Origin of the sequence: Paenibacillus xanthanilyticus (genome assembly GCF_042682185.1) — a bacterium.
GTDB lineage: Bacteria > Bacillota > Bacilli > Paenibacillales > Paenibacillaceae > Paenibacillus_Z > Paenibacillus_Z xanthanilyticus.
Genome location: NZ_JBHUHA010000002.1, coordinates 1,381,082 through 1,407,976 on the forward strand (window position 1 = coordinate 1,381,082; position 26,895 = coordinate 1,407,976).

Annotated in this window: 28 protein-coding genes; 10 read left to right on the forward strand and 18 right to left on the reverse strand. The window is 57.5% G+C overall.

Annotated features, from left to right (window positions below; all coding sequences use genetic code 11):
- The first annotated feature begins 66 nt into the window (after nt 1–66).
- Genes ACFSKT_RS23215 through ACFSKT_RS23225 form a run of 3 tightly spaced genes read left to right on the forward strand, consistent with a single transcriptional unit; the run spans nt 67 to nt 1,499 of the window.
- Nucleotides 67–513, forward strand: coding sequence for a hypothetical protein (locus ACFSKT_RS23215; RefSeq protein ID WP_377717730.1), 447 nt, complete (start codon nt 67–69; stop codon nt 511–513).
- A 1-nt stretch (nt 514) separates the two neighbouring features.
- A complete protein-coding gene (locus tag ACFSKT_RS23220; RefSeq protein ID WP_377717731.1) occupies nt 515–739 on the forward strand; it encodes a helix-turn-helix transcriptional regulator in 225 nt (74 codons plus the stop codon).
- A 31-nt stretch (nt 740–770) separates the two neighbouring features.
- Nucleotides 771–1,499, forward strand: a complete 729-nt coding sequence (locus tag ACFSKT_RS23225; RefSeq protein ID WP_377717732.1) for a DUF4386 domain-containing protein — start codon at nt 771–773, stop codon at nt 1,497–1,499.
- Between the two features lie 148 nt (nt 1,500–1,647).
- On the opposite strand, the gene ACFSKT_RS23230 is transcribed toward ACFSKT_RS23225, so the two are convergent.
- From ACFSKT_RS23230 to ACFSKT_RS23240, 3 genes are all read right to left on the reverse strand, one after another.
- Entirely contained in the window at nt 1,648–2,286 is a 639-nt protein-coding gene (locus tag ACFSKT_RS23230) for a GNAT family N-acetyltransferase (RefSeq protein ID WP_377717733.1), read from the reverse strand.
- Nucleotides 2,270–2,794, reverse strand: coding sequence for a GNAT family N-acetyltransferase (locus ACFSKT_RS23235; protein WP_377717734.1), 525 nt, complete (start codon nt 2,792–2,794; stop codon nt 2,270–2,272). The genes ACFSKT_RS23230 and ACFSKT_RS23235 overlap by 17 nt, the downstream gene beginning before the upstream one ends.
- Nucleotides 2,795–3,256: 462 nt before the next feature.
- Nucleotides 3,257–4,120, reverse strand: coding sequence for a hypothetical protein (locus tag ACFSKT_RS23240; protein ID WP_377717735.1), 864 nt, complete (start codon nt 4,118–4,120; stop codon nt 3,257–3,259).
- 302 nt (nt 4,121–4,422) lie between these two features.
- On the opposite strand from ACFSKT_RS23240, the gene ACFSKT_RS23245 reads away from it, so the two are divergent.
- A complete protein-coding gene (locus ACFSKT_RS23245; RefSeq protein ID WP_377717736.1) occupies nt 4,423–6,471 on the forward strand; it encodes a serine hydrolase in 2,049 nt (682 codons plus the stop codon).
- A gap of 68 nt (nt 6,472–6,539) precedes the next feature.
- On the opposite strand, the gene fabV is transcribed toward ACFSKT_RS23245, so the two are convergent.
- On the reverse strand, nt 6,540–7,730 hold the full coding sequence (gene fabV, locus ACFSKT_RS23250) for an enoyl-ACP reductase FabV (protein ID WP_377717737.1): 1,191 nt from the start codon (nt 7,728–7,730) through the stop codon (nt 6,540–6,542).
- A 360-nt stretch (nt 7,731–8,090) separates the two neighbouring features.
- Between fabV and ACFSKT_RS23255 the strand changes: the two genes are divergently transcribed.
- Complete coding sequence (locus ACFSKT_RS23255; protein WP_377717738.1) at nt 8,091–8,411, forward strand: antibiotic biosynthesis monooxygenase family protein; 321 nt, start codon at nt 8,091–8,093, stop codon at nt 8,409–8,411.
- 56 nt (nt 8,412–8,467) lie between these two features.
- Here the strand turns inward: ACFSKT_RS23255 and ACFSKT_RS23260 are convergent, their stop codons facing one another.
- From ACFSKT_RS23260 to ACFSKT_RS23285, 6 genes are all read right to left on the reverse strand, one after another.
- A complete protein-coding gene (locus ACFSKT_RS23260; RefSeq protein ID WP_377717739.1) occupies nt 8,468–9,001 on the reverse strand; it encodes a hypothetical protein in 534 nt (177 codons plus the stop codon).
- A gap of 182 nt (nt 9,002–9,183) precedes the next feature.
- Nucleotides 9,184–9,384, reverse strand: a complete 201-nt coding sequence (locus ACFSKT_RS23265; protein ID WP_377717740.1) for a hypothetical protein — start codon at nt 9,382–9,384, stop codon at nt 9,184–9,186.
- Between the two features lie 48 nt (nt 9,385–9,432).
- On the reverse strand, nt 9,433–9,951 hold the full coding sequence (locus ACFSKT_RS23270; protein ID WP_377717741.1) for a DinB family protein: 519 nt from the start codon (nt 9,949–9,951) through the stop codon (nt 9,433–9,435).
- Nucleotides 9,952–9,968: 17 nt separating this feature from the next.
- Nucleotides 9,969–10,880: a hypothetical protein gene (locus ACFSKT_RS23275; protein WP_377717742.1), complete on the reverse strand. Its 912-nt coding sequence runs from the start codon at nt 10,878–10,880 to the stop codon at nt 9,969–9,971.
- A 144-nt stretch (nt 10,881–11,024) separates the two neighbouring features.
- The gene (locus ACFSKT_RS23280; RefSeq protein WP_377717743.1) at nt 11,025–11,414 is read right to left on the reverse strand and encodes a nuclear transport factor 2 family protein; all 390 of its coding nucleotides are present in this window, start codon (nt 11,412–11,414) and stop codon (nt 11,025–11,027) included.
- A gap of 4 nt (nt 11,415–11,418) precedes the next feature.
- Nucleotides 11,419–11,892 (reverse strand): DinB family protein, encoded by a 474-nt coding sequence (locus ACFSKT_RS23285; protein ID WP_377717744.1) that lies wholly within the window; start codon nt 11,890–11,892, stop codon nt 11,419–11,421.
- Nucleotides 11,893–12,107: 215 nt separating this feature from the next.
- On the opposite strand from ACFSKT_RS23285, the gene ACFSKT_RS23290 reads away from it, so the two are divergent.
- Entirely contained in the window at nt 12,108–13,022 is a 915-nt protein-coding gene (locus ACFSKT_RS23290; RefSeq protein WP_377717745.1) for a LysR family transcriptional regulator, read from the forward strand.
- Between the two features lie 155 nt (nt 13,023–13,177).
- Here the strand turns inward: ACFSKT_RS23290 and ACFSKT_RS23295 are convergent, their stop codons facing one another.
- From ACFSKT_RS23295 to ACFSKT_RS23305, 3 genes are read right to left on the reverse strand one after another with little or no spacing between them, the layout of a single operon-like run.
- A complete protein-coding gene (locus ACFSKT_RS23295; RefSeq protein ID WP_377717746.1) occupies nt 13,178–13,366 on the reverse strand; it encodes a hypothetical protein in 189 nt (62 codons plus the stop codon).
- Nucleotides 13,363–13,887 carry a GNAT family N-acetyltransferase gene (locus ACFSKT_RS23300; protein WP_377717747.1) on the reverse strand — a complete coding sequence of 175 codons (525 nt, stop codon included), beginning with the start codon at nt 13,885–13,887 and terminating at the stop codon, nt 13,363–13,365. The genes ACFSKT_RS23295 and ACFSKT_RS23300 overlap by 4 nt, the downstream gene beginning before the upstream one ends.
- 56 nt (nt 13,888–13,943) lie before the next feature.
- A complete protein-coding gene (locus tag ACFSKT_RS23305; protein ID WP_377717748.1) occupies nt 13,944–14,372 on the reverse strand; it encodes a hypothetical protein in 429 nt (142 codons plus the stop codon).
- 282 nt (nt 14,373–14,654) lie between these two features.
- Between ACFSKT_RS23305 and ACFSKT_RS23310 the strand changes: the two genes are divergently transcribed.
- From ACFSKT_RS23310 to ACFSKT_RS23325, 4 genes are all read left to right on the forward strand, one after another.
- On the forward strand, nt 14,655–15,764 hold the full coding sequence (locus ACFSKT_RS23310; RefSeq protein WP_377717749.1) for an iron-siderophore ABC transporter substrate-binding protein: 1,110 nt from the start codon (nt 14,655–14,657) through the stop codon (nt 15,762–15,764).
- Between the two features lie 182 nt (nt 15,765–15,946).
- Nucleotides 15,947–16,987: a FecCD family ABC transporter permease gene (locus tag ACFSKT_RS23315; protein WP_377717750.1), complete on the forward strand. Its 1,041-nt coding sequence runs from the start codon at nt 15,947–15,949 to the stop codon at nt 16,985–16,987.
- Nucleotides 16,984–18,015, forward strand: coding sequence for a FecCD family ABC transporter permease (locus ACFSKT_RS23320; protein ID WP_377717751.1), 1,032 nt, complete (start codon nt 16,984–16,986; stop codon nt 18,013–18,015). The genes ACFSKT_RS23315 and ACFSKT_RS23320 overlap by 4 nt, the downstream gene beginning before the upstream one ends.
- Nucleotides 18,015–18,833 carry an ABC transporter ATP-binding protein gene (locus ACFSKT_RS23325; RefSeq protein ID WP_377717752.1) on the forward strand — a complete coding sequence of 273 codons (819 nt, stop codon included), beginning with the start codon at nt 18,015–18,017 and terminating at the stop codon, nt 18,831–18,833. The genes ACFSKT_RS23320 and ACFSKT_RS23325 overlap by 1 nt, the downstream gene beginning before the upstream one ends.
- 93 nt (nt 18,834–18,926) lie before the next feature.
- On the opposite strand, the gene fliB is transcribed toward ACFSKT_RS23325, so the two are convergent.
- From fliB to ACFSKT_RS23350, 5 genes are all read right to left on the reverse strand, one after another.
- The gene (gene fliB / locus ACFSKT_RS23330; RefSeq protein WP_377717753.1) at nt 18,927–20,201 is read right to left on the reverse strand and encodes a flagellin lysine-N-methylase; all 1,275 of its coding nucleotides are present in this window, start codon (nt 20,199–20,201) and stop codon (nt 18,927–18,929) included.
- Nucleotides 20,202–20,510: 309 nt separating this feature from the next.
- Nucleotides 20,511–23,255, reverse strand: a complete 2,745-nt coding sequence (locus ACFSKT_RS23335; RefSeq protein WP_377717754.1) for a hypothetical protein — start codon at nt 23,253–23,255, stop codon at nt 20,511–20,513.
- 185 nt (nt 23,256–23,440) lie between these two features.
- Nucleotides 23,441–24,967, reverse strand: a complete 1,527-nt coding sequence (locus ACFSKT_RS23340) for a malate:quinone oxidoreductase (protein WP_377717755.1) — start codon at nt 24,965–24,967, stop codon at nt 23,441–23,443.
- Between the two features lie 421 nt (nt 24,968–25,388).
- Nucleotides 25,389–26,027 (reverse strand): CBO0543 family protein, encoded by a 639-nt coding sequence (locus tag ACFSKT_RS23345; protein ID WP_377717756.1) that lies wholly within the window; start codon nt 26,025–26,027, stop codon nt 25,389–25,391.
- 106 nt (nt 26,028–26,133) lie between these two features.
- Complete coding sequence (locus tag ACFSKT_RS23350; protein ID WP_377717757.1) at nt 26,134–26,736, reverse strand: CBO0543 family protein; 603 nt, start codon at nt 26,734–26,736, stop codon at nt 26,134–26,136.
- Nucleotides 26,737–26,895 lie beyond the last annotated feature (159 nt).

Consider the following 26,895-nt stretch of genomic DNA (forward strand, 5'->3'; position numbering starts at 1 on the left):
TTTAGATTACATTTTGTATATAGGAACATACTTCATGTAAAAACTTAATGACAGGAGGCGCAGCTTGTGACCTACCAGGAAAAGAAAAGCATCGTATCGCTGATCAGCGCCATACTCATCTTCGCCTCGTACTGCTTGTACATGGCTCCGCGCTATCCGGACGAGGGAATGGCGTCGGCGGACACGCTGCGCTACTGGGGCACGTTCGTGCTCATGCTGGCGTTGTTCTCCGTCATCGCGAACATCGTCATCAGCATCATGTTCAACATCGTCTATCGCGTCACGACCCGGGAGAAGGAGCCAAGCTTCGCGGATGAACTGGATAAGCTGATCGACCTGAAGGCGTTCCGCAATTCGTTCTTCGCGTTCATCCTCGGCTTTCTGCTGGCCATGGGCTCGCTCGTCGCCGAACAGCCGATCGCGGTCATGTTCATCATCCTGATCGGCGCGGGGTTCGTCTCCGAGGTAACCGGCGCCGTAACGCGGCTGTACCACTATCGGAAAGGAGTCTAGCATGGGCAAACATCTTGTCGGCAACCACATCCGCAAATTACGGTTCAACCAGAACGAAATGACCCAGCAGCAATTGGCTGACAAGGTAGGCGTCACGAGACAGACGATCGTGGCGCTGGAGAAGGGCAATTATTCCCCGTCGCTGGAGCTGGCCTTTCGCATCGCGATGGCCTTCGGCCTGCCGCTCGAAGAGGTATTCTTTTACGGGGAAGACACGAAGGCGTAGTACAATTTGAGGAAGAGAAGGGGATACGTGAATGCGCGCTAATCAAACCTCCGCCAGAATTACAGGCATCCTGTTTATCGTGGCGGCCGTTACGGCCGTAGCCGGCTTGCTGTTGTATGATCCGATTTTAAAAAACGCCGATTATCTCCGCACGGGCGCCGCGAACGGCAATCAGATCATCCTCGGCGCGGTGATGGAGCTGCTCCTCGTCGTCTCCGCGATCGGGACGGCCACGACGATGTTTCCGATCTTGCGCCGCTATAACGAGACGATCGCGCTCTGGCATGTCTGCTTCCGCTTCCTGGAGGCGATCGTCATCACGGTAGGCGTCGTCAGCGTGCTGTCGCTGTTAACGTTAAGCCGGGCATACGTTGACTCGGGCACCTCGGATACCGCCGCATTTGAGCCTTCGGGCACGCTGCTCATCGCCATCCACGATTGGACGTTCATGCTCGGGCCCCTCTTCCTGCTCGGCATCAACACGATCATGTACAGCTACATTTTCTATCGGACGAAGCTCGTCCCCCGGTTTATCTCCACGCTGGGCATGACGGGCGCCGCGTCGGTGTTTGTTTGCGCCCTGCTCGTGATGTTCGGCGTCATCGAACAAATCTCGACGTTGGGCGGCATCCTGGCCGCGCCGGTGGCCGCGTATGAAATGATTCTGGCCGTATGGCTGCTGGCGAAGGGGTTCTCGAAGGAAGCGCTGGCTTCCGGGACGCCTCCACGTCCTTCGCTTCAAACCCGGCTCGACGCTTGATTGTCAGCTATTCAATACCAAAGACGGCCGATCGATAGGATCGGTCGTCTTGGGGTTTCGGATCGGGATCGGCATGTTTAGCGCTCAAGTTCGTCGACGCATGTATTCCAATTCCCGCGCCGCTGGGTGGAACACGAGCTTCGCAAGCCTAGCTGGATTCGCCTCTCAAACGCGCCGCCAGTCTCGCCTTCACATCCGCCCAGTCCTCGTCAATGATGCTGTAAACGACATAGTCCCGCCCGTTGTACTTCTTCCGCAGGATGCCTTCTCTTTGGGCGCCAAGGCGCTCGATCGCGTTTTGCGAACGGGTATGGGCAGTCGTCGTAATGAGCTCCACCCGCAACGCTCCCCACGTCTCGAAGGCGTATTGAAGCAGCATATATTTACACTCCGTATTCACCGCCGTTCGCCACACTACCGGGTCGTACCACGTCCAGCCGATATTCAAATTTTTGTGATTGTCCGAAATTCTCAAATACCGGGTCATCCCCACCATCCGGTTCAACGATTTGTCGTAAACGGCATACGGAAATTCCTCTCCGCGTTCCCGCCCCGCGATCGCCGTACGGATGAAGGCGAGCATGTCGTCGAATTGACGGATGTTCACAGGAAGATTCTCCCATATTAAAGGAGAGGCGGCGCAGGCATATAAAGCTTCCGCATGCTCCGTCTCCAACGGGATTAACGATACCCGATTACCTTCTAACTGAATGAAATTCAATGTCCGGACCCCCCTCCATTCTTGCCGAACTCGCATATTCACCTTTTCCTCACAGCCGTTTCGCATAACAATGTCTCATCTTGCCGCCGTACATCGGACGCGTAAACCGCAGGCTAAGGCCGATCGCCTCCAAATTCCGAATGCTCGGGAGGTTATCCGGATGAACGGTGGCGTATAGATAAAGGCATTCCCGATCCCGTGCCCGCCGTTCGCGCAGGTCATGGAATCTTCGCTGCAAGCCGAGCCCGCGCGCCGTTTCATGGACGACAGCGGCCTCCAGCACCGCCACGCGAGACAGCTCCGAATCCGAAACGCCGAATTCGCGTGCTAGATTGCCTTCGTCGTGGCCGGGGTAGGCGAGCACCGTCACTGCTACGAGAGCCTCCTGATTAAAAGCGCCGTAAATCTCGCCAAGCTCCTCCATGTGCTCATGAAGATAGACTTCGTCGCCCATGGCGAACAGGTCGGGGGAAGGAAGCCGGGAGACGACGTCCGTCATGAAGGCGTGAACGCGGTTCACATCCTCAGGCCCCAAGCGGCGAATGTGAATCTCCGCGCCTTTTTTGGTTTCCATTCCTAAAGCTCCTTTCGTATGTAAACGAGGCGTAATCCGGCCTCTCCCGTTGTTTTCGTTGCGACGATGGAATATGAATCCTCGTAATAGTAAGATACTTCAACCAAGGAGGGGTAGCCATAGCGCAAATCCTTGTCTTCTTTATTCTCTCGTGGCCGTTGTTCGCTGTACTCCTTTGGATATTTATCGATACGGAGGAAGTACTGTATAACGAAAGAAAATGGCGCCGCAAAGCCGATCTCGACGTCCCTAAAGCATCGATTGTATATTACAAAATCGCGTCGATGGGCGGCATCATTCTGCTAGCGCTCGTTTTTGTTATCGCGACGATCGCCGAGTTACGATAACGGAGGATATGACCATCATCCCGGAGAAGTAACGATTCGACGAGAAGCTGCCGGCGCGCGCCAGCAGCTTCTCGTCTTGCCTCGCACGTCTAATCGGCTCGCGCGCTAGGCCCGCCTAAATGACGCCGTACGCGGACAATCGGGAGATCGCCTCGAGCGTCGTTACGCCGCGCCATTCCAATTCGGAAGCAGGTCCGGGCGCTTCCCAATCGATCGGCCATCCCCCGTCCGGCAATTGCTGGTTCGCCAGCACCTCGAGGTGCTGGTCGATTTGGCTTTGCGCGAACAAGCGGCGGCAGAGGGAGTCCGGTTGACGCGCGAAGTGGAGCGGCGTTAGGCCATACGAATCGCTCAAGGCGTCCGCCTTGAAAAATCGGGCCCGCGGAAGCGCAAGCGAAATCGCATCCATCAGATTGGCCGCACGCTCCTGATCGGGGATGTAAGCCGCCAGCTTCGCCGCGCATAACAGCGCGTGGGCTTCCTGCGGCGGCTCCTCCATGATCATGCGGAAGCAGGTTTCCGTCGCGCGGGTCAGCCATTCATGCTCGATGCCCTGATTATGAAGCAATCCGCACAGGTCCGCGGTCGGATTAAGACCGGGAATTGGCGTCACGTGCTGCCAATGATTCGCTGCTGTCGGCGCTTGCAAGGCCGACGCGAAGAATAAGGGCACAAGTCCGCTCTCGTCGGCAATGGACTGCAGATAGTCGCAGACCGACAAGGCCAACGCCGCGTCTCGGCAGCCTGCTTCCTCCATCGCCCCAAGGCCGAAGGAGGTGAAGAGCGGCTGGCTCTCCGAACAGCGAATATCGGGCTCCAGCGCATGGCCCAATCCGCCGTCGGCATTCTGATAAGCCCGTACGACATGACCGACGGAAGCCGGCTGGCCACCCTCGAATCGAACCTCGAACAATCGGCGTTCCAACAATCGCGCATGCGTCAGCAAGAACGTGCGCGCATGCGTCAACGTGTACGTCATTCGTCATCTCCTCCGCTATGTTTACAACCGTAAAATTGCGGTTGTATGCTATCCCGTTTGCAGTATCCCTGGAAGTCTAGTCTTATGCTTACTCTACCATATTCCAATTGTTTCCTGAACCATTCCTTGCCCTGTCCCCTCTACGAACTAGGCGCGAGCTGCCGCATGTTCTCACGTCCTCAGACCCATGCGCGCTCCGTCCGGGGAACGGCTTCATTTTCCGCCCGGGGGCGGTTCAGGCGCAGCGCTCATTCCTTTACGATAATATGGTAAACACTTCCATACGGATGAGGAGCGAAGAGATGAGAGTCGCGAAACGAATGAAGAAAAAAGGGGCGCAAGCCGTTGCAGCCTCCCTCGTCGCAGTTACCCTGCTGGTCGTTCCCGCCGGCGCCTATGCGCAAGGGCATTCATCGCCGGGGGCAGTCGCCGCCGCGGCTGCAACCAGTCCCGCTATTGCCGTGACCGCGAAAGAAGTGAGGGCTTTCGCGGACGCGTATTTCGCCAAGCCCGAAGTTCAAGCCAACCTCGCCGGCGCGCTGGTCGTCGTCGTGAAGGGCAACGACGTGCTTATCAACCAAGGTTACGGCTACGCGGACATAGCGGCCAAGAAGAAGATCGACCCGAATCTGACGTTATTCCGCATCGCCTCCATCTCCAAAGTCGTCACCGCCACGGCCGTCATGCAGCTGGCGGAGCAAGGCAAAATCGATCTAACCAAGGACGTCTCGGCCTATATGCCCGGCATACGGATCTCGAACTCGACGGGAACGCCCGTCACCACCGAGCATCTGCTCACGCATACCGCCGGGTTCGATTATACCGACGTGTACCGGTTGCCGCCGGGTCATCAAGGGACCGAAGTGACGATCGAAGAGATGCTGAGCGCCAACGAGCCTTCGGTCGTCCGCAAGCCGGGCGAGGCTTACCGTTACGACAATCTAGGCTATACCATGCTGGGCTATATCATACAACATGCGGCCAAGCAGCCCTTCGAGGATTACATGCGGCGGCACCTGTTCGAGCCGCTGCAAATGAAACAGGCGACGTTCCGAATGGACGAACCGGTTCTCGCCAATCTCGCCACCGGCTACCAAGCCGACATGAAGCCGCATGAGCCGTATCCGCTGACCCCGACGATCTCGCCGGGCGGCGGCATGTTCGCGACAGGCAGCGATATGGCCAACTTCATCAAGGCACATCTGAACAACGGCCAATTCGGCAGCGCGCGCATCTTGAAGGAAGACACCGCCAAGCTCATGCACAAGCAGCAGTACGAACTTGCGCCAGGCGTGCCGATGATGACTTACGGCTTCGAATCGTTCTTCCACAGCAGCCATAACGGGCAATACGTGATCGGCAAAGGCGGCGACCTTGCAGGCTACCACTCCTGGCTGTGGCTGCTGCCGGAGCAGAACGTCGGCGGCATGATCGTCGCCAACAGCGACGCCAGCATCGGGATCAGACAGCAGTTTTTCGATGCGTTCATGGAACATTTCTATCCCGAACAATCGCAGTCGGAGCCGGACCTTGCGCTTACGGCCGATCAACTCGCCGTGTTCGAAGGCACCTATCGCAGCTTGCGCGTGCCTATTCTTGCCATTGAGGTCACCGCTTCGAACGGGGAACTGTACGTGAGCGATTCGAGCGGCACCCGCAAGCTGCGCGCGATGGGGCCGCTGCTATTCGAGGACGAGAACGGCGATCCTGCCGCGTTCAAGAAGGATGCCGAGGGCAATGTGGCCTACATCTACCATTCATCTCCGGACAGCATGTACGAGAAAGTAGAGAAGGCCGCTCCTTATTCCGATGTGAATGAGACGAGTCCCTATGCCGCAGATATTCAATTCCTTCGTTCCATGCAGGCATTCGACGATGAAGGCGTGCCAAAATTCCGCCCCGAAGAGCCGATGACGCGCGCCGAGTTCGTCAGCATCCTGGCCCGGTTCTCCGGTCAGCGGCCTTCCCCCGCTCCGGTGGCGTTCCGAGACGCGCAAGGGCATCCGCTCGCCAGCTGGATTCAGACCGCGGTGGAGCTCGGCGGATTAACGGGCACGGAGAAACAGCTGTTCGAGCCGGACCGCGCGATTACCCGCCAGGAAGCGGCCGCGTTTTTATGGCGCGTGGCGAGCAGGGAGCTGGGTCTACCACCCGTGGATGCCAAGCTTAGCGCGCCGCCCGCACCGTGGGCGATGGAGGGCGTTCAATTCATCGCTGCTAAAGGCATGTACGGCCCCGAGATTAAGATGGATGCCGACGGCGTCGTGGACTTCAAGCCGGACGCCATCATGACCCGCCAAGAGGCGGCCGCCATGTACGCCCGATTCATTCAGAAGCTGTTCCTGCCATAGAAAAACAGGAAAGAGGCGTGCCAAAGTCGGCTTAGCGACTTGGCACGCCTCTTCATTTGATGCGAAAATTAACGCAGATTGCGCACTTGAACGTCCGGATTGACGTCGGCCTCGTAGTCGACGCCTTCGGTCTCGAAGCCGAACAGTTGGAAAAACTCGCGGCGGTAGCCGTCCAGATCGGAGATCTCGTGAATATTGTCGGTCGTCACTTGTTCCCAAATCCGCTTGACCTCGTCCTGCACGTCCTCCTGCAGCTCCCAATCATCGATGCGAATGCGTCCGATCTCGTCGACCTCCGGCGCGGAGCCGGTGTATAGACGATCGGCGAACAACCGGTACATTTGCTCAATGGTGCCTTCATGCAGGCCTTTCGCTTTCATCACCTTATAGAGCGCGGAGATGTACAGCGGCACGACCGGAATCGCGGAGCTGGATTGCGTGACGAGCGCCTTGCTCACGGTGACGTAGGCTTTGCCGTCGAGGCCGTTCAGCTTATCCGTCAAGCGGCCGGCGGTCGCCTCCAGATCGTCCTTCGCCCGGCCGATGGAACCCTGCCGGTAGATTGCCTGGGTAATGTCAGAGCCAATATAAGAGAATGCGACGGTGCGAACGCCTTCCGCCAGCACGCCGGCCGCCTGCAGCCGGTTCATCCACTGCTCCCAGTCGTCGCCGCCCATAACGGTGACCGTCTGGCGGATCTCCTCTTCCGTGGCAGGCTCGATCGTAATGTCCGTCACTTCGCCATTGTGGAAGTTGACGGTTTTGTTCGTGTAAGATTGGCCGATCGGCTTGAGCACGGAGTTGACGGCCTCGCCGGTCTCGGGATCGACGCGACGCGCCGAAGCGACGCTGTAGACGACCAGATCTACCTGGCCCAGCTCCTGGCGGATCACCTCGATGACATGGTCCTTCGTCTCGTCGGCGAAGGCATCCCCGGTAACGCTGAAGGACTTCAGCCCTTCCCGGCTAGCCGCCTCTTCGAAAGCGGCGGAGTTGTACCAGCCGGCCGAAGCGGTCCGCTTCTCGCTGCCCGCGCTCGGACGGTAGACGCCGATCGTGTTCGCGTTCGCGCCGAAGGCGGCCGCGATCCGGGCGGACAAGCCGTAGCCCGTGGAAGCGCCGATGACCAGGACGTTCTTCGGACCTTGGATGGCCGGCTTCCCTTTGATATACGTGATTTGTTCCTCGACTTGGCGCGCGCATCCTGCCGGATGGGCGGTCGTGCAAATGAATCCGCGTGTTCTAGGTTTGATAATCATGGTTATAGAGCCTCTCTGTTTCGTTATTGTGACATAACGTATTATAGCAATTTCTTGGATGCAGGCATACTTCTACCCGGATTCCGCGTCGAGAGCGTTACGATCCGATCTGCCCTGCACGCTTCATGACGGCATTTTCTTGTATATCTTCCCCAACAGCACAACGACATCGATAAACAACGTGAAGAGAATCGCGATCCCAATGAAATAACCGATGGGTCCTAAAGCGGCCAAGATACAACCCGCCCCATTTTACGCGAAGGCCTTCATGCAAAACAGGACGAACATTCACTTTGTTTTTCTGTATGCTACGCGTATAGTCTACATTATAAAACGTGCTATTGAAGGAGCTTGATAGAGATGACCATTAATGCAAACGGGCCGTATTATGCCGTTATTTTCTCAAGTCAGCGCACAGAGGGCGATAACGGCTATGGCCGCATGGCTGACCGAATGGAGCAGCTTGCCGCGGAACAGCCGGGCTTCTTAGGGGTGGAGAGCGTACGCGATGCCTCCGGCTCCGGAATCACGATCTCCTATTGGGAAAGCCTGGAGGCGATTCGCAATTGGAAGGAGAACCCCTTGCACCAAGCAGCTCAGGAGAAAGGCAAACAGGACTGGTACCAGCATTATAACGTCAAGATTTGCAAGGTCGAACGAACATATTCTTCGCATTCATAATCATGTGGAAGACGGGGCATCCGACCGCGACCTAATAGGGGCCGATCGGCATCGATTTATTCTTCAGTGCCCCTTAGCCTCTTCGTAAGTTGAACCGCCTCGGATCTCGAACTCGCCGGGGCACTGATCATGATCCCGTCCTCGTAATTCCAGCTAGCCGTCGAGCCATCCTGTTCCGCCACGGCAATCGAGAACGCGCTAAAATCTTCATTTATGTCAATCGAACCAAAAGCGAATGCGCGCGGCCCTTCGCCGCGCTTCCCTTTATTTTCGAGATATTCCACCCGCATAATTCCGACGCCATTGTCTTTAAACCGGATGTCGAGCATCTGTTGATCCTCCGGCACGGGCAGCCGAATTCCATCGATGCGAATCGTCCCGGCGAATCGCTTCTTCCCCGATAGACTCGTCATGAGCCGACCATCTACCCGAATCGTGACCGGATCGGCCCGTTCAACATGCTCGGTACCGAGTCGATACTTGACGCCATGGAAAGTCGTCTGTATCGGCTTGGGCTTCACGATATCGTACACAATGACAGAAGCGATGACTAAAGTAAGTAGAAGAAGAACGCCGATCTGCTTCCTCATTGCGCTCATCTCCTTTACAGGCATGATCGTTATTTCCGGCTTCCACGCTCCGCTTCGCTTAAGTAACTAGCTACGCCAACCACGCATTTAAACGCTCGTCGGACTTCGCCGTTCTCTTGAACCCTTGCTTGGTGTCCGCAATGGATACCTCTTTCTCGTTCGCCTATTACGAATGTCCGCGATCATCGCAGCCGTTCATCCTCGGTCGAGAATGCCCAAGCGCTAATCAGTGTCGCGGCGATGACGCATATATAAACAGGAATGGGAATGCGGCTAAGCCACCCCTCTCCATCGGTATTCGGAATGAACTGCGCCAACATCGCAATAATCGCGAAGCCCACAAGCGTAATTACAGCCATCAAAGCAGCAAATAACTTGTTCATAGCGCCTCCCGCCTCCCCTATAAGTTATCGTCGTCCGTAAACTCTATTTCATCGTTCGCGAAACCATTTTCGCAGCAGATTGATTTGCGCTTGATGGTAGCGGCTATGGTCGGCGATGTGCCACAACCCCCATCGTAGGGTCGCTTGCTTCTCATTGTCGTGTCCGAACGTCACTACCCGATCGAGATCCGCATCCGTCAGCTGTGCGCAGGCCTCATCGAGCCTGTCGAGCACCTCTTCGTATTGGGACATAAGCGTGCTCCAGGGCAGCCCCTGTACCATCGGAATCCGCTGATTCGCATCGATCATGGGGCCGTACTGTTGGCGCAGGGACATCGGCAGCGGCTCTCCTTGAATACGGAATACCCAATTCAAGTCTACTACCGCAAGATGCCGGATTAATTGCGCTGTGCTATTCATGCCGTTCTCGCGTCCCCGGTAATCGACTTCATCCTGCGACATGCCCTCCGTAATCGACCGCAGCCGCGCGCTGTTCTCTCTTACTGCGGCATACAGCATGCCTACGCCAGGGGTCATATGGGCCGGTCCTTTCAAATCATGCAGCATCTCCGATCATCCTCTCGTTACGATCTCTGCAGGCTCATTCGCGCGGTCACTTCATGCAGCTGTCTCGTTAAATAAGGCGAAACGTCGCCAATACCGGACACGGCTTCCAGCAAGGGAAAGACATGACCTCCCCATGGGCCCTGCGGGTCGAACACTTGTCTGCCGATGCGTACCCCGCCCGCATCGATGCAGCCATTCAGCCGCTCCAAACCTTCGGCCAGCACGCCGGCCGGCACCGCTTGGTTCCTCCGCCGAGACCACTCCGCCAAGAAGGACATGCCGCGCAAAATATCATACTCGAAGAACCTCGGAAAGCAAGGCTTCAGCCATTCCGGATCGATGACGCTTCCGTCCTGTTTGGCGCATACGAGACGATGCTCGATGAGGTAACGCGCGCCTTCGTCCAGGAAGCTCGCTTCCCGCTCCGTGAACTCGCGCTCGGTATGCCATAGGATAGCCTCCAGCGGCGGCAGCGTGGAGATGACAGAGCTTTTCCTCGAGCCCGTATACGCATCCGGATTGCAGTTCAGTCCGCCGTCGGGCAGCTGGTGGGTTAGCAGCCACTCGCGAATCCAAGGCCGTTCATGGTCCACATCACAGCCGGACGCCGCGAGAACCATGTAATACACGGCAAGCTCGCAGTGACAGCAGTCCAGCTTCCGCTTATCCGCATCGCTTGTCGGCTGGTCATGTTCGGTTATGACAAAGGTCTGCCAAACTTGCGTGTCCAACAGCTGCGCGGCTTTGGCGATCGCGGATGCCGGAATGCGTTTCGCCTCTCCCATTTCATAGAGCGCGGCCATATGCCACCAAGCCCCGTCCCATTTGCGACGGCTGTCCTCCGCGCGATCCGCCTCCCATAGCGAAGCAGACGCCAAATGCCGAATCGACTGCTCCATTGCGTCGTGAATCCGTGGATTGTTATCCACCTGCACCGCTCCCCCTCCTGCGCCTCGAATGCTTCCAATTTTAACAAGTTTCCCAGCATTTTAGTAGATCGGCCAAAAAGAAACGCAGTCAGCGTTCCCGCCGACCGCGCCTCATTCCTCTTGCCCAATGTCCCGTTTTGCCGTTCATTGCGGAGCTTCGTAGTTTCGTAACGGCATGCCTACATACTCGCGGAAAGCCCGGACCTGCTCTCCCTCATACTCGAAGACGACCGCCAGCTCGTTGCGATACGGCCGGCCGTTCAACGCCCCTTCCGCGCGAAAGACCACCATCCCGTAGTTCTCGTTCGCAAGCTCGATCAGCGGCGTCAGCTCCACCTGCAGGACGGCTCGCTCGAAGCGGATCAACGCCTCGAACCGCGCTTTGCCGCGCTGCTCCAGATTCCAGCCCTCCAGCGGGAGCGGCACGTTAAAATGAAAATCCTCCGTCACCATCGCCGCAAAATTCGCGGTTTCTCCAGTTTCGAACGCCTGCTTGAATGCTTGAAACACGGTACGGGTTCTCGATTGCGTCATCACTTCACTTATCCCCTCCGATGAGCTTCAGCTGGCTGGATAGGGCACCGAGATGCATCGCTTCGTGCATGAAGGCGAAATTCATCAATTCGCCCGCCGTCTCGAAGCGGAACGGTCCCATCTCATATGGCGCGGACAGCCTCCGCTCCAGCAAGTCGGGCGTCGCTTCTGATAAGCGGGCTAGCTGCGCGGCCAGCAGCCCCAGCAGCTCCACCTTCGTTGGAGGCGCCGTCGTCCAATCCGACGGCTTCGTGCCGGAATCGAAGAATGTCCCGTATTCGGCTGGAATCGCGGACGGCCAGCCGAAGCTGAGCGAAGCGTATTTGTCCCACCAATACGCCATATGGCCGACATGCCAGCGGACCGTATTGGAGAAGCCCTCCGGCTGGATGTCCATTCGCGACTCGGATACGTGTTGAAGCTGGCCGATGACGATCTGACGAAGCACCTTTCCCGTGTGGATAATCGATTGCGCCATGCGAATCATCCTCCTGTTTTCGTTTTCTCTTGACACCTCAAGCATACCGCCGCACGCCGCGCGCAACCATCACCGGATTCCGATGCAATCGATCGGTTTCAGTAATGATCCGGAAGAAGCTGTCGGGTCTGGTGGATAGCCGATATAATGACGGAAGAGAACATGACGGTATCCTCTTCACCTGACAGCATGGCTTGGAAAGGAGGCAAGAAGTGATGGAGCTTCGACAGCTTGAATATTTCGCCGCCGTTTGCCGGGAGATGCATTTCTCCAGGGCGGCCGAACAGCTATGCACCACGCAGTCGAATCTGAGTCAGCAAATCAAATTTCTCGAGAACGAGCTGGGACTTCCGCTCTTCGATCGGATCGGCAAGCGGATCGCACTCACCGAGGCCGGCAGCATTCTGCTCGAGCAAAGCCGGCACATCTTCGAACGCGTGGACTATGCCAAGCGAGCGATTGCGGATTTGAAGCGAATGGAAGGCGGGCGGCTGGATATCGGGATTTTGCCGGGGGACGGCGATTTGCTGTTCGACGCGCTGCTGATCGATTTTCATCAGGCGTATCCGAAGCTGTCGATCAGCGTGACGGAGACGATGGAGGTGTATGAACAGGTGCTGAGCGGCGCGAGAGACTTGGGCGTGACGACCGTTCCGTCCAAGCCGGATGAACGCATGGCCGTCCTGCCTCTATTCCATGAGGAATTCGCGCTGGCCATACGATCGGATCACCCGCTTGCCAAGTCCGCGACGATGCCGTTCGAGCAGCTGCGGGAGTTGAAGCTGGTCATGTTCGGTCCCGAGCACCAGATGACGAAGGTCATTCAGTCGTGCTGCGACGCCAAAGGCATCGCGATCGACAATCCGATCGTCGCCTCCACCTTGTCGACGCTGCTGTCTCTCGTCGAACGAGGCGTCGGCGCGTCCATCCTCCCTCGGCTGCTGCTCGATTACATGGACCATCCGCACATCTCGGCCGTGCAGCTGCTTCACCCCACGCCGAGCCAAGAGATCTGCATCCTCTATCGGACGGACAAATTCATGGGGCAAGCGGCGAAGCTGTTTATACAGGAATTGCAGGCTTTCTTGGACCGCGTGAAGCAGCATGCCGCACGCTCGTTGGGCTCGTGACCTATTCCGACGCCGCAAGGCGAAACGGCTATCGCCGTTTCTTGCCTGGCATGCCGCCTTCCGCTTGTATTTGCACAAAAAAATCCGTCGCTCCCATGCGGAGCGGCGGATTGGTTGCTTTCTATATGGGGCACGCTAGCCCGCCTCGCTGTTCGTTACCACGTTTCGTCCAGATGCTGCGCATAGTAGGACAGCCCTCGTTGGAAGTAGAGGAGCTTCTCGTCCGAGGTGGTGTCCAACAAGTTCGTCAGCGCGAGCTCCATGGCCTCCTTGTGGCGCCCGGTGTTATAGAGCGCCATGGAGAGCAGCACTTGGATCGCTCGATTGGCGGGGAACTCGTTCATCCCTCGGCGTTCGATCCAAGGGATGCGATTTCTTTCTCCATCACATAGTCATCCATCACGAACCCGCCACCGATATCCGCCACCTGCTCCCGAACGACCCGGAAGCCTTTCTTCTCATATACCGCGATACTGGCTTCATTATGCCGATTGACCGTCAGCCATATATGGCTCAGGCTGCGCGCTTGGCACAGCTGCTCAAGAAACGCCATCGCTTGACTCGCGTAGCCGCGTCCCCGGTACGCCTTGGCGACGTAAAATTTGCTCAGGAAGAGCTTCCCCTCTTCCGGCTTGACCGACAGATAGCCGACCGCGGCGCCATCGCCTTGGATCGCATAATATTCGTAGCCCTGACGCTCGATCTGATCCGTAATGGCGGCTGCCGATTGGAATTTGCCGATCATATACTCGATTTGTTCCATCGTAATGATGGCAATGTAATATTCGCGCCAAATATCCGATGCCAATCGAGCCAGCTCGGCTATATTTTCTTCGCTATTCACCCGTTGTAACGGTACGCTCATCGCTTGTTCCCGCCTTCTTCCGGTGGATTAATCGTGGAGTGGAATATGGACCGTTTTCACCTCTTTCGCTCCCACGTGATACCGATCTCTTCGAACGAAATTCTACTTTCCGTCAAATCCTCTTCATCCTCCGCATCCAGCATTCGAATCTCCTCCAACGTGAGAACAACGACTTCCGAAGGCGCTTCGATTTTACGTGTGAACAGGGACTTCAGTAAGTTCATTTGCGTGTCGGATAAATCGTAATACGCTTGCCATTCTTCCATCGCGTTTTCTATGTCTAATACCTGTCTCTCTAATAGGAATCCACCGTTTTGCATCATGTCGGCCAAGCTATCTTGCGAATAAATCGCCCTGCTATCGCCCCAGAAAGCAGTTGTAATCAGCGGCTGGGTTTGCCCTTCCATATCGTCTAATAAGTACTGAAGCGTCTCGCGCTCCGCCAACGCGCTCACTGCTTCCGGCGAATCTTGCAAGTCATCCAATGCGGCTTTCGGACTCCATAACCGTTCGCTATGATCATTTCGAAAAGCTGCCTGTTCCAAGTGAAGACATGCAACTCGATCACCTTTTCAACGAGAGGAATAACTTCCACAATCTAGATCGTTCATCCGCCAGATTCTTTTACAGATTTATACTACTTCCATATTTTTCATTTGACAACCTTTCTAAGCCGCTTTATATTGATTTTGATAATCATTATCAATTGATGACCTATAGTTATTCAGCATCACACCAATACATACGCGAGAAGGATGGGGTAGCAAATGAAGGCATCACGCAAGACCACGTGGAGTGCATTACTGATTTCGGCGGCGCTGGCAGTCGCGCTGACAGGTTGCGGGAGCGAATCGAATTCCACGACGGAATCGAATACGGCTGGCAATACGCAAGCTGTGAATGCCGCAGCCAATACCGAGACGACGACAAATACAGCTGAATCCGCTTCCGAGGAAGCGACTTCCGAATATCCGATCACGATCAAGCATGCGTTCGGCGAAGCGGTCATTGAAAGCAAGCCGGAACGCGTCGTCACGATTCAATGGGCGAACCATGACGTTGCGCTCGCGCTCGGCGTCGTGCCGGTCGGTTTCTCCGCGGCGAACTACGGCGTTCAGGACGATAGCGGCCTGCTGCCTTGGACGGCCGAGAAGCTCCAGGAGCTCGGCGTGGACAAGCCTAACGTGTTCCAGGATACCGACGGCCTGGACTTCGAAGCGATCTCCGATGCGAACCCGGACGTGATCCTCGCCGCTTACTCCGGCATTACGCAAGAAGACTATGATCTGCTGAGCAAAATCGCGCCGGTCGTAGCCTATCAGACAACGCCTTGGGTAACGACGTGGCGCGAGCAAGTGCTGTACAATGCCATGGGCATGGGCATGAAAGCTGAAGGCGAGCAGCTCATTAAGGACACCGAGAACTTCATTAAGGAGAAAGCGAGCCAACATCCGAACATGCAGGGCAAAAAAGTCGTCTGGGCCAATTTCTCGGCGAAGGATCTGTCCCAGATCCATGTGTACACGCCAGCGGACCCGCGCGGCGAATTCTTGATCGACCTTGGCATGACGTATCCGGAAAGCGTAACGAAAGCGATTACCGATGCGACCAGCTATAGCATGAAATTGAGCGCCGAGAACGCCGACATTCTGAACGACGCGGATATTCTAATCAGCTATGGCGACGACAGCCTGTACGAAGCCGTCAAAGCCGATCCGCTGCTCGGCAAAATTCCGGCCATCCAAAGAGGCTCCGTCATCTTCATCGGCAACGGCACGCCGCTCGCCGCTTCCGGCAACCCGAACCCGCTCTCGATCCGGTACACGATCGACGAGTATCTGGGATTGATCGGCGCAGCGATCGACAAGGTGAAATAACCCGTTCTCGTCGATTCGGAACAGGAACGAAATCGGCTCAGAGGGGCGCGGCGGGTGCCGCGCCCCTTACGCTTGTTCCGGCGGAAGCCGCCGCCGCCCTCTCACCTTCGGTCGGCGTTCCATTCTGACGGTTTACCCAAACAGAACAAGAAAGAGTTACAGAGGAGCGATTGACAAGCTAAATGAACAGTCCCACTGCTACTCAACCCAACCTCCATCGTCCCCATATGCCGAGACATTTTACGAAGGTGCTGGTCATCTCGATCGTCCTTCTCGGTCTATGCATGATCGCCTCGCTGGCCTTTGGCTCCCGAACGGTGAGGTGGCAAGAGCTGATCGATGGCTTATTCCACCCCGCGATCGATTCTTACGGGGCCGACGTGGTTCGCAAGCGGATCTCCCGCACCGTCTTCGGTTTATGCTGCGGGGCGGCACTCGGCGTGTCCGGGTCCTTAATGCAGGCGGTCACTCGCAACCCGATCGCAGACCCGAGCATACTTGGCGTGAACACCGGCGCCTCCTTATTCGTCGTATGCGGGCTTGCGTTCTTGAACATTACGACCGCCAATCAATATATTTGGCTGGCGTTGGCCGGTGCGATGCTGACCGCGGTATTCGTATTCGGCATCGGCTCCATGGGGCGCGGCGGCGCGACGCCTCTTAAGCTGGTGCTGGCGGGAGCGGCCACGACGGCCGCCCTCTCCTCCCTGGTCAGCGCCATTATGGTCCCGCGCTCGTATGTCATGGATCAATTCCGCTTCTGGCAAGTCGGCAGCGTCGGTTCGGGCAATTGGGACGTGATCGGCACCTTCGCCCCGTTCCTGATTGTCGGCCTGCTGCTCGCGATTATTACGGCACCGGCACTCAACGCGCTGGCGCTGGGCGACGAAGCCGCGACCGGGCTTGGCGTTCGAACGGGACTGCTGCGCTTCGTCGCGGCTTTTGCGGGCGTGCTGTTATGCGGGGCGACGACCGCGCTGGCCGGGCCCATCGGTTTTATCGGGCTATTGGCCACCCACGTCATCCGTCTTCTGCTTGGCCCCGACCTGCGCTACGTGATCCCGATGTCGGCGCTCTCGGGCGCCATCATCTTGTCGGTATCCGACGTCATCGGCAGACTGGTCGGCAGTCCGGGAGAGCTTGAAGTCGGCGTCGTTACAGCATTTATAGGGGCTCCGATCCTGATCATCCTTGCGATGAGAATGAAAGTGCGTTCATTATGACCCATAACACGTTAACCCTTATTATGGCAGGCAGACGCGCGCGGCGACGCCGATGGCTGCTCGTTACCAGCTCGCTTGCCGCTCTCGCCTGCATCCTATGCGGCGCCATGCTTATGCTGGGGAGCACGATTTATCCGGTGAAGGACGTGATCCGCGCGCTGTCCGGCGAACAGCTGAAGGGCGTCTCGTTCGCGGTGAGTACGATCCGTCTGCCGCGCATGCTGGCCGGACTCTTGGCCGGATTCGCCTTCGGACTAGCCGGGAATACATTCCAGACGATGCTGCGCAACCCGCTGGCGAACCCGAATGTCATCGGGATTACGGCCGGCTCGAGCGCCGCGGCGGTATTCTGCATCGTGATTCTGCATACGAGCGATGCGGTCGTCTCGGTCGCTTCGGTCATCGCCGGACTTGCTACCGTCGTCCTCATTTATGTGTTGTCCAGAGGCAGAACCTTCTCTGTCGGGCGATTAATTCTCGTGGGCATTGCCATTCAGGCGATGCTGAACGCCGTGATTTCCTATCTGCTGCTCGTCGGGGCGCAACAAGACATTCCCGCCGCGCTGCGCTGGCTCAGCGGCAGCCTGAACGGGGCGCAGATGGACGAGCTTCCTTCGCTTGCCATCACGGTGCTGATCTGCGCGCCGATCGTGATCGCGCTCGGCAAGCATCTCGGCCTGTTGGAGCTTGGCGAGCAGGCTGCCACTTCGCTTGGCGTCAATGCGGACATAACGCGAATCGTGCTCATCTTAAGCTCCGTCTGCATGATCGCGCTGGCAACCGCCGCGACGGGCCCTATCGCTTTTGTCGCTTTCCTTTCGGGCCCCATCGCCAAACGATTGGTCGGCGTCGGCTTCTCGAACGTCATCCCGGCAGGACTAGTCGGCGTAAATTTGGTATTGGCGGCAGACCTCATCGGACAATTCGCGTTCGAGGTTCGATTCCCCGTCGGCATCATTACCGGCATCCTTGGAGCGCCGTATTTGCTCTTCCTGCTCATCCGGATGAATCGAAAGGGAGATTTATAATGAACAAGGCACATCTTTTCCGAGCGGAACATATCGTCGCGGGGTACGAGAACAAGACGGTTGTCCAGGGCGTAAGCCTGGATATTCCCAGTCATCGCATAAGCGTCATCATCGGGGCGAACGGCTGCGGCAAATCAACGCTGCTCAAGACGATGGCCAGGCTGATCAAGCCGACATCGGGCTCCATAACGTTGGACGGCAAGCCGCTTGGCCAAATCCCTTCCAAACAATTGGCCCGCATACTGGGTCTGCTGCCGCAGTCGCCGATCGTGCCCGAAGGCATCTCCGTCGCGGATCTGGTCGGACGCGGCAGGTTCCCGCACCAATCCTGGTTCGGCGGATGGACGAAGAAAGACTACCAAGCCGTTGCCGAAGCGATGGAGATCATGAAGATTACCGAGCTTGCCAATCATAACATCGACGAGCTTTCGGGCGGTCAACGACAGCGTGTCTGGATTGCGATGGCGCTGGCGCAGCAGACCGATATTTTATTCCTCGACGAACCGACGACCTTCTTGGATATAACCTACCAGGTCGAAATTCTGGACTTGCTCACGGACCTGAACCGCAAGCAAGGCACGACGATCGTCATGGTGCTGCACGATATCAACTTGTCCGCGCGTTATGCCGACCACATCATCGCCCTTCAGCAGGGCATGCTGGTGGCGGAGGGCGAGCCGTCGAAGGTGATCACCAGTTCGCTCATGAAAGACGTGTTCGGGCTGGACTGCACAGTGGTGCAGGATCCCGTCTCGGGCTCTCCGCTGGTCGTACCGAAAGGACGCTATCATGTGCAGGACGCAGAGCCGCGCGGCTAGTCCTCTTGCAGGCTTAGCACTCCCGCGTAAAATCGAAAGGCACCCGGCCCGGGTGCCTTTTTGGCTTATATGGTTCAAAGCTGCCTCGCCTGCCTACATCGCCATAAGCGGCGGCTCCGGCTCGGCTGCCGGCCGCTCAAGGCCGGTCGGCGCAACCAGCTGCTCGATCAGCGCAAGCGGCGGAACGCCGGTCTCCTTCAGCATCCCGATCATCCGCTTCTGATACAGCGGCGCGTGCTCCATCGACTTGGAGAACGACTGGATCAGCCGGACGACGTCATCCACGCCGAAGCGCGCTTCAAGCCGGGCGGCCATACCGACCAATTGGAACTCGACCAATGCAAACTGGGCGGCCAGATGCAGCCAGCCGATCAGCGGATCGGATTTATGCAGATGCGGCAACAACTGCTGGTAGCAGCTGTTCACCATGTAATTCTCCAATACGCGGCTATGCTCCCGCATCAACGGCGCATAGTAGCAGTCATAGGCGTTCATGTACCGGGTTAAGCTGTCTTCGGTCAATTCGCTGCTCGTATAAGCGAGCCCGGCGAAGGCTTCCGTCAGACACTGGACATACCGCCGATTCGGAATGCCCATCACCATGCGCGCCTCCAATAACTTGCGAAGCAGCCGCATCCGGTCGGGCAAAGAGGGGGAAGACGCGCGCTGACGGGACAGTATCGATCCATGCGCCAGCTCCCCGGCTACCGCGGCAAGTCTTGCGGAGATCGCTTCCGGCTCCCCGGCTGTCTCCCATGCTTGAACCGCTTGAAGAAGCTCGGCTCCCGTCAGCAGCCGGTCTTCGATGCGAAGCGTCCGCGTCTGCAGGATCTCGATCAGCAGGGCGCGCAGCTGTGTCCAGTACGGAACGCCCGGGCGATCGGCGGGCGGCCACTGCCGGGCCAGCATATGCCGCTGCTCCGGCTCTTCCTCCATAGCGACTAATCGAATGCCCTGCTCGTTCAGCAAAATCAGACGCGCCGCGGCCGGACAAGCGAGGGAAGCCGATCGCTCGTATTGGCCCTCCACCTTATTCGTGATCCGCGGAAAGGCCGAGCAAACGTCGGACAGATAGCTTTCGCCGATCGCGGCTTGAATGCGGCATAGCTGGTCCGAACGCAGCTGCGGGCAGCGCTGGTCGGGCTGCATGACCATCCGGCCGAAATTCTCGTCCCGGTCGGAATCCGGATTACGCTCGATTTGACCGCCCAGCCCGTCAAGCTCGGGATGAAGAAGCTGCTCGTAGCGGCCGTAGGTCGCGCGGTCGATATCGATCCGCCACCCGGCGCAGCACGTATCCTCGCAGGCCGGGCCGATGCAATGGAAATCCGCCATATAGTTCAAGCTGTACACGATTCGCTTGCTCATCGACAGTCCTCTCCTCCTCGTTCGATTCCTCATCCCCTGCTGCGCGATACCCGCGATGCGACTGCTTGGCCTTCACTTCATGGAAGCCCTTACATAACTAAAGATAACGAGTGAGGCTTCGCTTGTAAATCGTTAATTTCCCAGGAAAATAGCGCCTTCAAAGCCCTCGAAAGATAAGCGTATACGGATCGACATTCCTCGTCTGCATCCCCCTTCGGGCGTCAAAAAACGCGGCGTTCTTCCATCCCGATCGGGACCGAATCAACGCCGCGCGCACCTTCTTCTATAGGTTACCGAAAGTCCCTGCCCCTACTCTAAGCGCAGCGGATCTTCGATCACTAAACCATCGTAACCCGGCACGCCATCGCCCTTCTCCGAACTCAGCGTTCCGAGATCGCGGATCTTCCAGACGCCGTCTTCCAGCTTCAGCGCGACCTCCAGGTGGGCGGCGTGCCCGATCGCGTAGAATAGATTGAGCGTCATCGTGAAGCGGACGGTATCCGGGGAGACGGATCGGATCTCGATCGGCGGCCAGGAGAAGGCGCGAGAGGGATGGCCGCTTGCGCGCTGTGCATGGAAATCGCGCTTCATCCGCTGAAAGCCCGGATTGTCCCACGCCTCCTCGGCGAATAGCGCGATCAGCTTGCCGGCTTCCATCCGCCCTCCCGGCAAATCCACGTATTCGTCCAGTCCGAGCGCCTGCTCGATCAGCTCGGTGTACCGCTCCGCGAGCTGACGCAGCTGCTCGCTCTCGCGCCTCCGGTCGTCTGCGCCCGTCACGAGGAGCTCGCGTCCGGCCAAATTCGGCTGCAGCGTCAGCTCAAGCTGATCGTTGCCCGCCATCAGCACGATCGCCTTGCCTTGACGCCGCACAGGCTGATTGTCGTCTAGCGGCATCTTCTCCATACTGCGTTCTCCCACGCCCCTTGAGCTGTCCGCATATCGGAAGACCAGCGGGAACGCTTCCCCTTCCCGGGTCACCGCAAAGGCGCGCAAATACGGTGGACTATAGGGGGATACCCCCTTACTGAAGCGATACTGATGCGTACGAAACAGCAGTAAATCCCAACCGTCGAATTCGATCCGCTCCATAGGCGATACGCCGGATTCTTGTTCGAGCCTCAATCCTTGAATGGCAGGCAGCTCCTTGACGGCGCTCGTCTTCGCCTTGAAGCTAACGGCATAGTCGCCGTAATATTGCCGGCCGTATGCAAGCTCGCCCGCCAGCGGCTTCAGCCGGATCGTCCCATATCGCGACTTCCCCTGCGCGCGCGCGCCGGTTGTCTTCTCGGCCGGCTTGAAGGGACTGTCCGACTTCCACCATTCGTATTGCTCCGGCACGTCCGTGATGGAAGGAGGCAGAATCGGCAATCCTCCCGCTGTCTGCTTGATCCGGTCCGCGACCTTCGCGTAGCGAATCGTCCAATCGCCGCCGATCGGATCGTCGTCCGCGTAGACCAGCCAGCGATCCCGGTGAATGACGGGCGCAGCGAACCGCCAAGCCGGGCCAGCCTCGCCGCTATGGACGCTGACGACCGTGCGTCCGTCCAGCCACCGCCAGGCCGGCTCCTCCTTCGTCCATCGGTACAGCGCATCCCCCACGTCGGACGGCACATGCAGATAGAGTCCTTGCTCCGTCGAGACGGCGGACGCCGGATAGGGCGACGGCCAGATCCTCTTGCTCTTGGCGTCGGCGAGCAGGAAGGAGCGGCGGATGAAAGCGGCAGGCTGGTCAACCGGCTGCACGAGCTCCGGCTGCTTCAAGTCCTCCGGCTTGCCAGCCGTCCGGTAATCGGTCAGCACGCCCGTGCGGATATCGTACCGCTTGTACGCGATATTCCGCTTCTCCGGCTCGGAATTCGGCTTAGGCATCCGAACGCGAAACGTCTCCAGCCACACCTCGTGCTCGGACGCCCAGCCGTACACGTTCATGCGCGCGTCCGCCGGCCCCCGCAGCGTGAATGTCCGCTCCGGCTTGCCGTTGCGGTCATAGAACCGGACGCTCTGCGCGTACAGGTGCAGCCCCGTGTCCGAGCTTGCCGCGTAGGTTCGGCTCGCGTCGCCGAATTCCTGGTAGAACCGCGTGCTCTCGGCATTCCAGCTTATGCCTGGGCTCATGAGCGCCGCCTCTTCACCGAATCCGAATGCCGCCACCGTCTTGCCGCCGGCCGGATCAAGCAACTGAAATGCCCGGCCAGACTTCGGCTGGTACACCATGCGGCTAAGATCCGGCGAAGGGAACAGCAGCTCGCGCACGGGCGAGCTGCCCGGATCGCCGAACGCGGGGTAGACGGCCCCGGCGCTTGCCAGCACCTGTCCGCTCGTCCGATCGATCAGCCATGTTCGTCCCCTGAAGCTGGACAGCAGCACCTTCCCTCCAGCTCCTTCCTTCCCTTGCGACACATGCAGGCCGGTTAGGAAATCCTCCTCCTGCCCATCCTGCAGCGGCTGCGACCAGAATCGCTCCGCGACGACGTCCACTCGGCCGTCCGCCGGATCGAAGGTGGCCAGATCGTAGGCAACCATCCCCTCCTGGTGCACGGGTCTGACAAAAACGAGCTTCTCGCCGTCGATCTCCAGTCGAGGTCCGCTCTGAACATGAAACGGATACTCAACTAACACCTGCGATTCGACTTCAGCCGAGCCCGGGTTCACGATAACCGCCTCCAGCCGTTCGCCTCCGTTCCCTTCCCCGACATTGCGGACGATGACGTGAACGATCCGTTCCTTCGCGCTGAACGTCTTCAGGATGTAAAGACCCTCTGTCGGCTCAATTTTCATCCCAAAGCCATCCGCATCCGGGACGGTCTTGAGCCGAAGCGGAGCAAAAGCCGGAGCCGTCTTCGCCTGTTCCTGCCCAGCCTCGGGCACCGCCTCCGACCGCGGCTGACTCGGCGGCGCAGGCGCGGTCTCTGCCGCTTGCGCGGCTTGAGCGGGCTTTGTCTCCTTCTCCCTATCCTGCGTGCCGTGCCCGCTGCCGCTCCACGAATAAACAACGGCGCCTGCCAGAAGCAAACCGCCCGCCGCCATCGCGATCAGACGCCATCTGCGCATGGTGCATCCCCCTTCGTTTTCTCCACGCTTACGTTACCACCTCAGACGTGAATTTTCCCAAAAAGTTCCGCTTCGATACGCCGCCCTCGATGAATCCTTTGCCAGGCCTGCAAAAATAGGGAGCCGATGCCCGGTGGCACCAGCTCCCTACTATGATGCGATCGTGCTCCGATCGCCGGTATGCATTAAATAAGAACTTCGTTGCGGCTTGGTTCGCTGTCCGCTTTCGATACCGGATCGACCAGACCAAGCGTCCGCGACGTCGAGGCATGAATCTCGCGAATGAGTGCGGGATTTTTCAATAGCTTCTGTCCATAGGAAGGAATCATTTCTTTGATTTTCGGCTCCCACGCCTTCACCTGCTGCGGGAAGCACTTCTCGATAACCTCGAGCATGACGGACACCGCGGTGGAGGCGCCGGGCGATGCGCCGAGCAGCGCGGCGATCGAACCGTCGGCGGCGCTGATGACCTCCGTGCCGAATTGAAGCGTGCCTTTGCCTGCGGCCGTATCCTTGATGATCTGCACGCGCTGGCCGGCGACGATCAATTCCCAGTCCTCGCTCTTGGCATTCGGAATGAACTGCCGCAATTCTTCCATCCGCTGCTCTTTGGAGAGCATCAGCTGCTTGATCAGGTACGTCGTAAGCGACATGTTCTTGACGCCTGCCGCCATCATCGTCACCAGGTTATGCGGCTTGATCGACTTGAACAGATCCAGGTTGGAGCCGAACTTCAGGAACTTCGGCGTGAACCCGGCGAACGGTCCGAACAGCAGCGATTCCTTGCCCTCGATGAGCCGCGTGTCCAGATGCGGCACGGACATCGGAGGCGCGCCGACCGGCGCTTGGCCGTATACTTTCGCGTTGTGCTGCTTGACGACTTCCGGGTTCTTGCACACCATGAACAGACCGCTGACCGGGAAGCCGCCGATGCTCTTGCCTTCCGGAATGCCGGATTTCTGGAGCAGATGCAGGCTGCCGCCGCCGCCGCCGACGAAGACGAATTTCGCCTTATGGCGCTCGACCGCGCCGCTTCCGGCATTGCGCACCTTCAAATCCCACGAGCCGTCGGCGGCGCGCTTGATATCCTCCACTTGACGATTGTATTGAATGTCGACGTTCTTGCTCTCGAGGTGATCGAGCAGCATGCGCGTTAGAGCGCCGAAGTTGACGTCCGTCCCGGCTTCGCTTCTCGTGGCCGCGATCGGCTGGTTCCCGTTACGGTCCTTCATCATCAGCGGAATCCATTCGGCCAGCTTCCTCGGATCCTCGGAGAATTCCATCCCCGCGAACAGCGGATTGGCCGACATCGCCGCGTACCGTTTACGCAAGAAATTGACGTCTTTATTCCCCTGAACAAAACTCATATGAGGCACGGAGACGATGAAGTCCCGCGGGTTGCGAATCAATTTGCTATGGACCAGGTAGGACCAGAACTGCTTGGAAACCTGGTATTCTTCGTTGACTTTGATCGCCTTGCTGATGTCGACGGTTCCGTCCGGCTTCTCCGTCGTGTAGTTCAACTCGCAGAGGGAAGCGTGCCCCGTGCCCGCGTTGTTCCATTCGTTAGAGCTCTCTTCGCCCGCGACCGCGCGGCGCTCGAACACCGTAATCTTCCATTCCGGCGCTAGCTCTTTCAGCAGCGCTCCCAACGTAGCGCTCATGATTCCGGCACCGATTAAGATAACGTCTGTTTTCGTTTGACTGCTCATGATTACCTTCCTTATCCCCTAAGAATCGCATACCTAAGCATTGCAGAAAGGATGTAGGCGCTCCTGCTTAGGAGCTACAGCAAGTAAGCAAGGGGCGCGACCACGTCACACCGCGTTTGATGAATCAACGTATTTACCTTCTCTTAGTTTATCACTATTGTTAATAGATTAAAATAATTGGTACTGCCAAGTACCTCAAATTATTTACGGCAGTCCCACCAAAGTCAGGAAATCTCCACATTCATGTCCTTGCTATACTCTATATGTCGGCTGAAAGCGCTCCGCTTATAAGATACCTTTATTCAAAAATGTGACATGAGGTGAACGAAAAAAAGCTCGCGCGATAGCGAGCTGCCAGCCGGCCCGGAACAAAACAAAAAGAGCAGCTCCCCGGGCAGCTGCTCCTTGCTCATGATCTATGTCATTTTACTTTCACGCGGAACGAATTTCTGCCCGGAATCTTAATGAACCATCTCGACTTGGAGGCGCCTTCGCTGCCGGCTTTGCGCAGAGCCAGGAAGATTGCCGTGACGCCGACGGCTAACCCGAAGACAAGAAGGTAGAGCAAGAACAAGTAAATGAAATTCATGCCTCGGTACATGTGGAACAAATCCAGCTGAACCATGATCGGCTTCAGCCCGAACGAATAGGCTCCGCACAGCGCGATGCCAAATAGATAGAAATTTCGCCGGGTGTGGATGCACCATTGATACAGCAGCATGAAGGTCACGGGAACGAGCGATGTATCCAGCGTAATGCTTTCCGGCAGGAACGGCACGAATTTATAGGGATAGCCCCACATGCCCCGTTCGACGCCGAACGTATCGACATAGCTGAACCAGATATGCACGTTCAAGCCGAAGAAGCCGAGCAGCAGCGCTTTGCTTCTGTCCATCTTCCAGAACAACACGATCAAAGGGATGACGAAGAGCGCGGCAAGCAGCCAAAACTGCCATGTGTCCACGTTCGAATAATTCAGCCAGTAGCGATGAATGATCCCCGCTTCATCCAGCTTCGCTTGCCGGATTTGTTCGAATTGCTGCGCCTGTCCTTGATCCACGCCGCACACCTCCCTTTGTACTGTTTCCCGGATGTTGTTAAACATGCACCATCATGGCCATATCTATCTTGACCACCGCTGCAGCTGGTGGCCGCGTCGCGAACCGTCAGGTAACCTTCCCCACGTAATAGCCCGCCATGAAAATGGTCAAAATCAAAATAAAATGGAGCACCAGCCAGCCGACCTTCCCGAAATGGAACAGCTGTTTGTCCAACGGCTTCCGATACTGCTCAGGCACACAAAGCCCCCCGACGTATTCGAACACCAGCAGAAAGATCCACCACCACGTATAGGAGTCCCAAATGTCCCATTTGGATTTGAACTCGATGATCTCGGTGAATTGCACGAGCATCGTTTCGAAGAAGACGCCGATATGGACAATGCCCCAATAGAACGGAATTTTCCACGGCCACGGCTTGGGGCTGTATTTCACGCCGAAGAGCACATAGAAGGGGAACAACGTCAGCAGGAGAAAGACCGGGAGCTTGAGCACCGGTATCAACAGCGCATCGAATTCATAATAGCCGAGCCCGACGAACAGCGCGCAAATCACGGTCCCCGCCAATGCCGCAATCGCATAGAGGCGCCCGTAGTATTTCCAGTTCGTCTTCAGCACCCATACCGTGCCCGCTAGCGATAAAAAAGTCGAGATCAGCAGAACATAATAGTCGCTATCGCCCGCTGCGAGCTTTGCCCATAAATTAACCACGGTTCCCACTCCCTACTAGGGTAAGTGTCGTTTATCATGTCTTCGAACACGCTTGTATCGTCCGAAATCCCTGCGATTCACCACCAAGTTTGCCCAGTCTCGTCGAACCTTATGCCCCTTGTAAAGGGGGACTAGGACGGTTGCCCACGAATCTTGACA

Excerpts from the sequence above, each read along its gene's own strand:
- ACFSKT_RS23220 (WP_377717731.1), top strand. The coding sequence starts at position 515 with ATGGGCAAACATCTTGTCGGCAACCACATCCGCAAATTACGGTTCAAC.
- ACFSKT_RS23325 (WP_377717752.1), top strand. The coding sequence starts at position 18,015 with ATGAACAAGGCACATCTTTTCCGAGCGGAACATATCGTCGCGGGGTAC.
- ACFSKT_RS23255 (WP_377717738.1), top strand. The coding sequence starts at position 8,091 with ATGACCATTAATGCAAACGGGCCGTATTATGCCGTTATTTTCTCAAGT.
- ACFSKT_RS23230 (WP_377717733.1), bottom strand. The coding sequence starts at position 2,286 with ATGCGAAACGGCTGTGAGGAAAAGGTGAATATGCGAGTTCGGCAAGAA.
- ACFSKT_RS23300 (WP_377717747.1), bottom strand. The coding sequence starts at position 13,887 with ATGAGCGTACCGTTACAACGGGTGAATAGCGAAGAAAATATAGCCGAG.
- ACFSKT_RS23295 (WP_377717746.1), bottom strand. The coding sequence starts at position 13,366 with ATGAACGAGTTCCCCGCCAATCGAGCGATCCAAGTGCTGCTCTCCATG.
- ACFSKT_RS23285 (WP_377717744.1), bottom strand. The coding sequence starts at position 11,892 with ATGGCGCAATCGATTATCCACACGGGAAAGGTGCTTCGTCAGATCGTC.
- fliB (WP_377717753.1), bottom strand. The coding sequence starts at position 20,201 with ATGAGCAAGCGAATCGTGTACAGCTTGAACTATATGGCGGATTTCCAT.
- ACFSKT_RS23270 (WP_377717741.1), bottom strand. The coding sequence starts at position 9,951 with ATGCTGCATGATTTGAAAGGACCGGCCCATATGACCCCTGGCGTAGGC.
- ACFSKT_RS23235 (WP_377717734.1), bottom strand. The coding sequence starts at position 2,794 with ATGGAAACCAAAAAAGGCGCGGAGATTCACATTCGCCGCTTGGGGCCT.
- ACFSKT_RS23265 (WP_377717740.1), bottom strand. The coding sequence starts at position 9,384 with ATGAACAAGTTATTTGCTGCTTTGATGGCTGTAATTACGCTTGTGGGC.
- ACFSKT_RS23335 (WP_377717754.1), bottom strand. The coding sequence starts at position 23,255 with ATGCGCAGATGGCGTCTGATCGCGATGGCGGCGGGCGGTTTGCTTCTG.
- ACFSKT_RS23225 (WP_377717732.1), top strand. The coding sequence starts at position 771 with ATGCGCGCTAATCAAACCTCCGCCAGAATTACAGGCATCCTGTTTATC.
- ACFSKT_RS23240 (WP_377717735.1), bottom strand. The coding sequence starts at position 4,120 with ATGACGTACACGTTGACGCATGCGCGCACGTTCTTGCTGACGCATGCG.
- ACFSKT_RS23340 (WP_377717755.1), bottom strand. The coding sequence starts at position 24,967 with ATGAGCAGTCAAACGAAAACAGACGTTATCTTAATCGGTGCCGGAATC.
- ACFSKT_RS23260 (WP_377717739.1), bottom strand. The coding sequence starts at position 9,001 with ATGAGGAAGCAGATCGGCGTTCTTCTTCTACTTACTTTAGTCATCGCT.
- ACFSKT_RS23310 (WP_377717749.1), top strand. The coding sequence starts at position 14,655 with ATGAAGGCATCACGCAAGACCACGTGGAGTGCATTACTGATTTCGGCG.
- ACFSKT_RS23280 (WP_377717743.1), bottom strand. The coding sequence starts at position 11,414 with ATGACGCAATCGAGAACCCGTACCGTGTTTCAAGCATTCAAGCAGGCG.
- ACFSKT_RS23245 (WP_377717736.1), top strand. The coding sequence starts at position 4,423 with ATGAGAGTCGCGAAACGAATGAAGAAAAAAGGGGCGCAAGCCGTTGCA.
- ACFSKT_RS23290 (WP_377717745.1), top strand. The coding sequence starts at position 12,108 with ATGGAGCTTCGACAGCTTGAATATTTCGCCGCCGTTTGCCGGGAGATG.
- ACFSKT_RS23320 (WP_377717751.1), top strand. The coding sequence starts at position 16,984 with ATGACCCATAACACGTTAACCCTTATTATGGCAGGCAGACGCGCGCGG.
- fabV (WP_377717737.1), bottom strand. The coding sequence starts at position 7,730 with ATGATTATCAAACCTAGAACACGCGGATTCATTTGCACGACCGCCCAT.
- ACFSKT_RS23315 (WP_377717750.1), top strand. The coding sequence starts at position 15,947 with ATGAACAGTCCCACTGCTACTCAACCCAACCTCCATCGTCCCCATATG.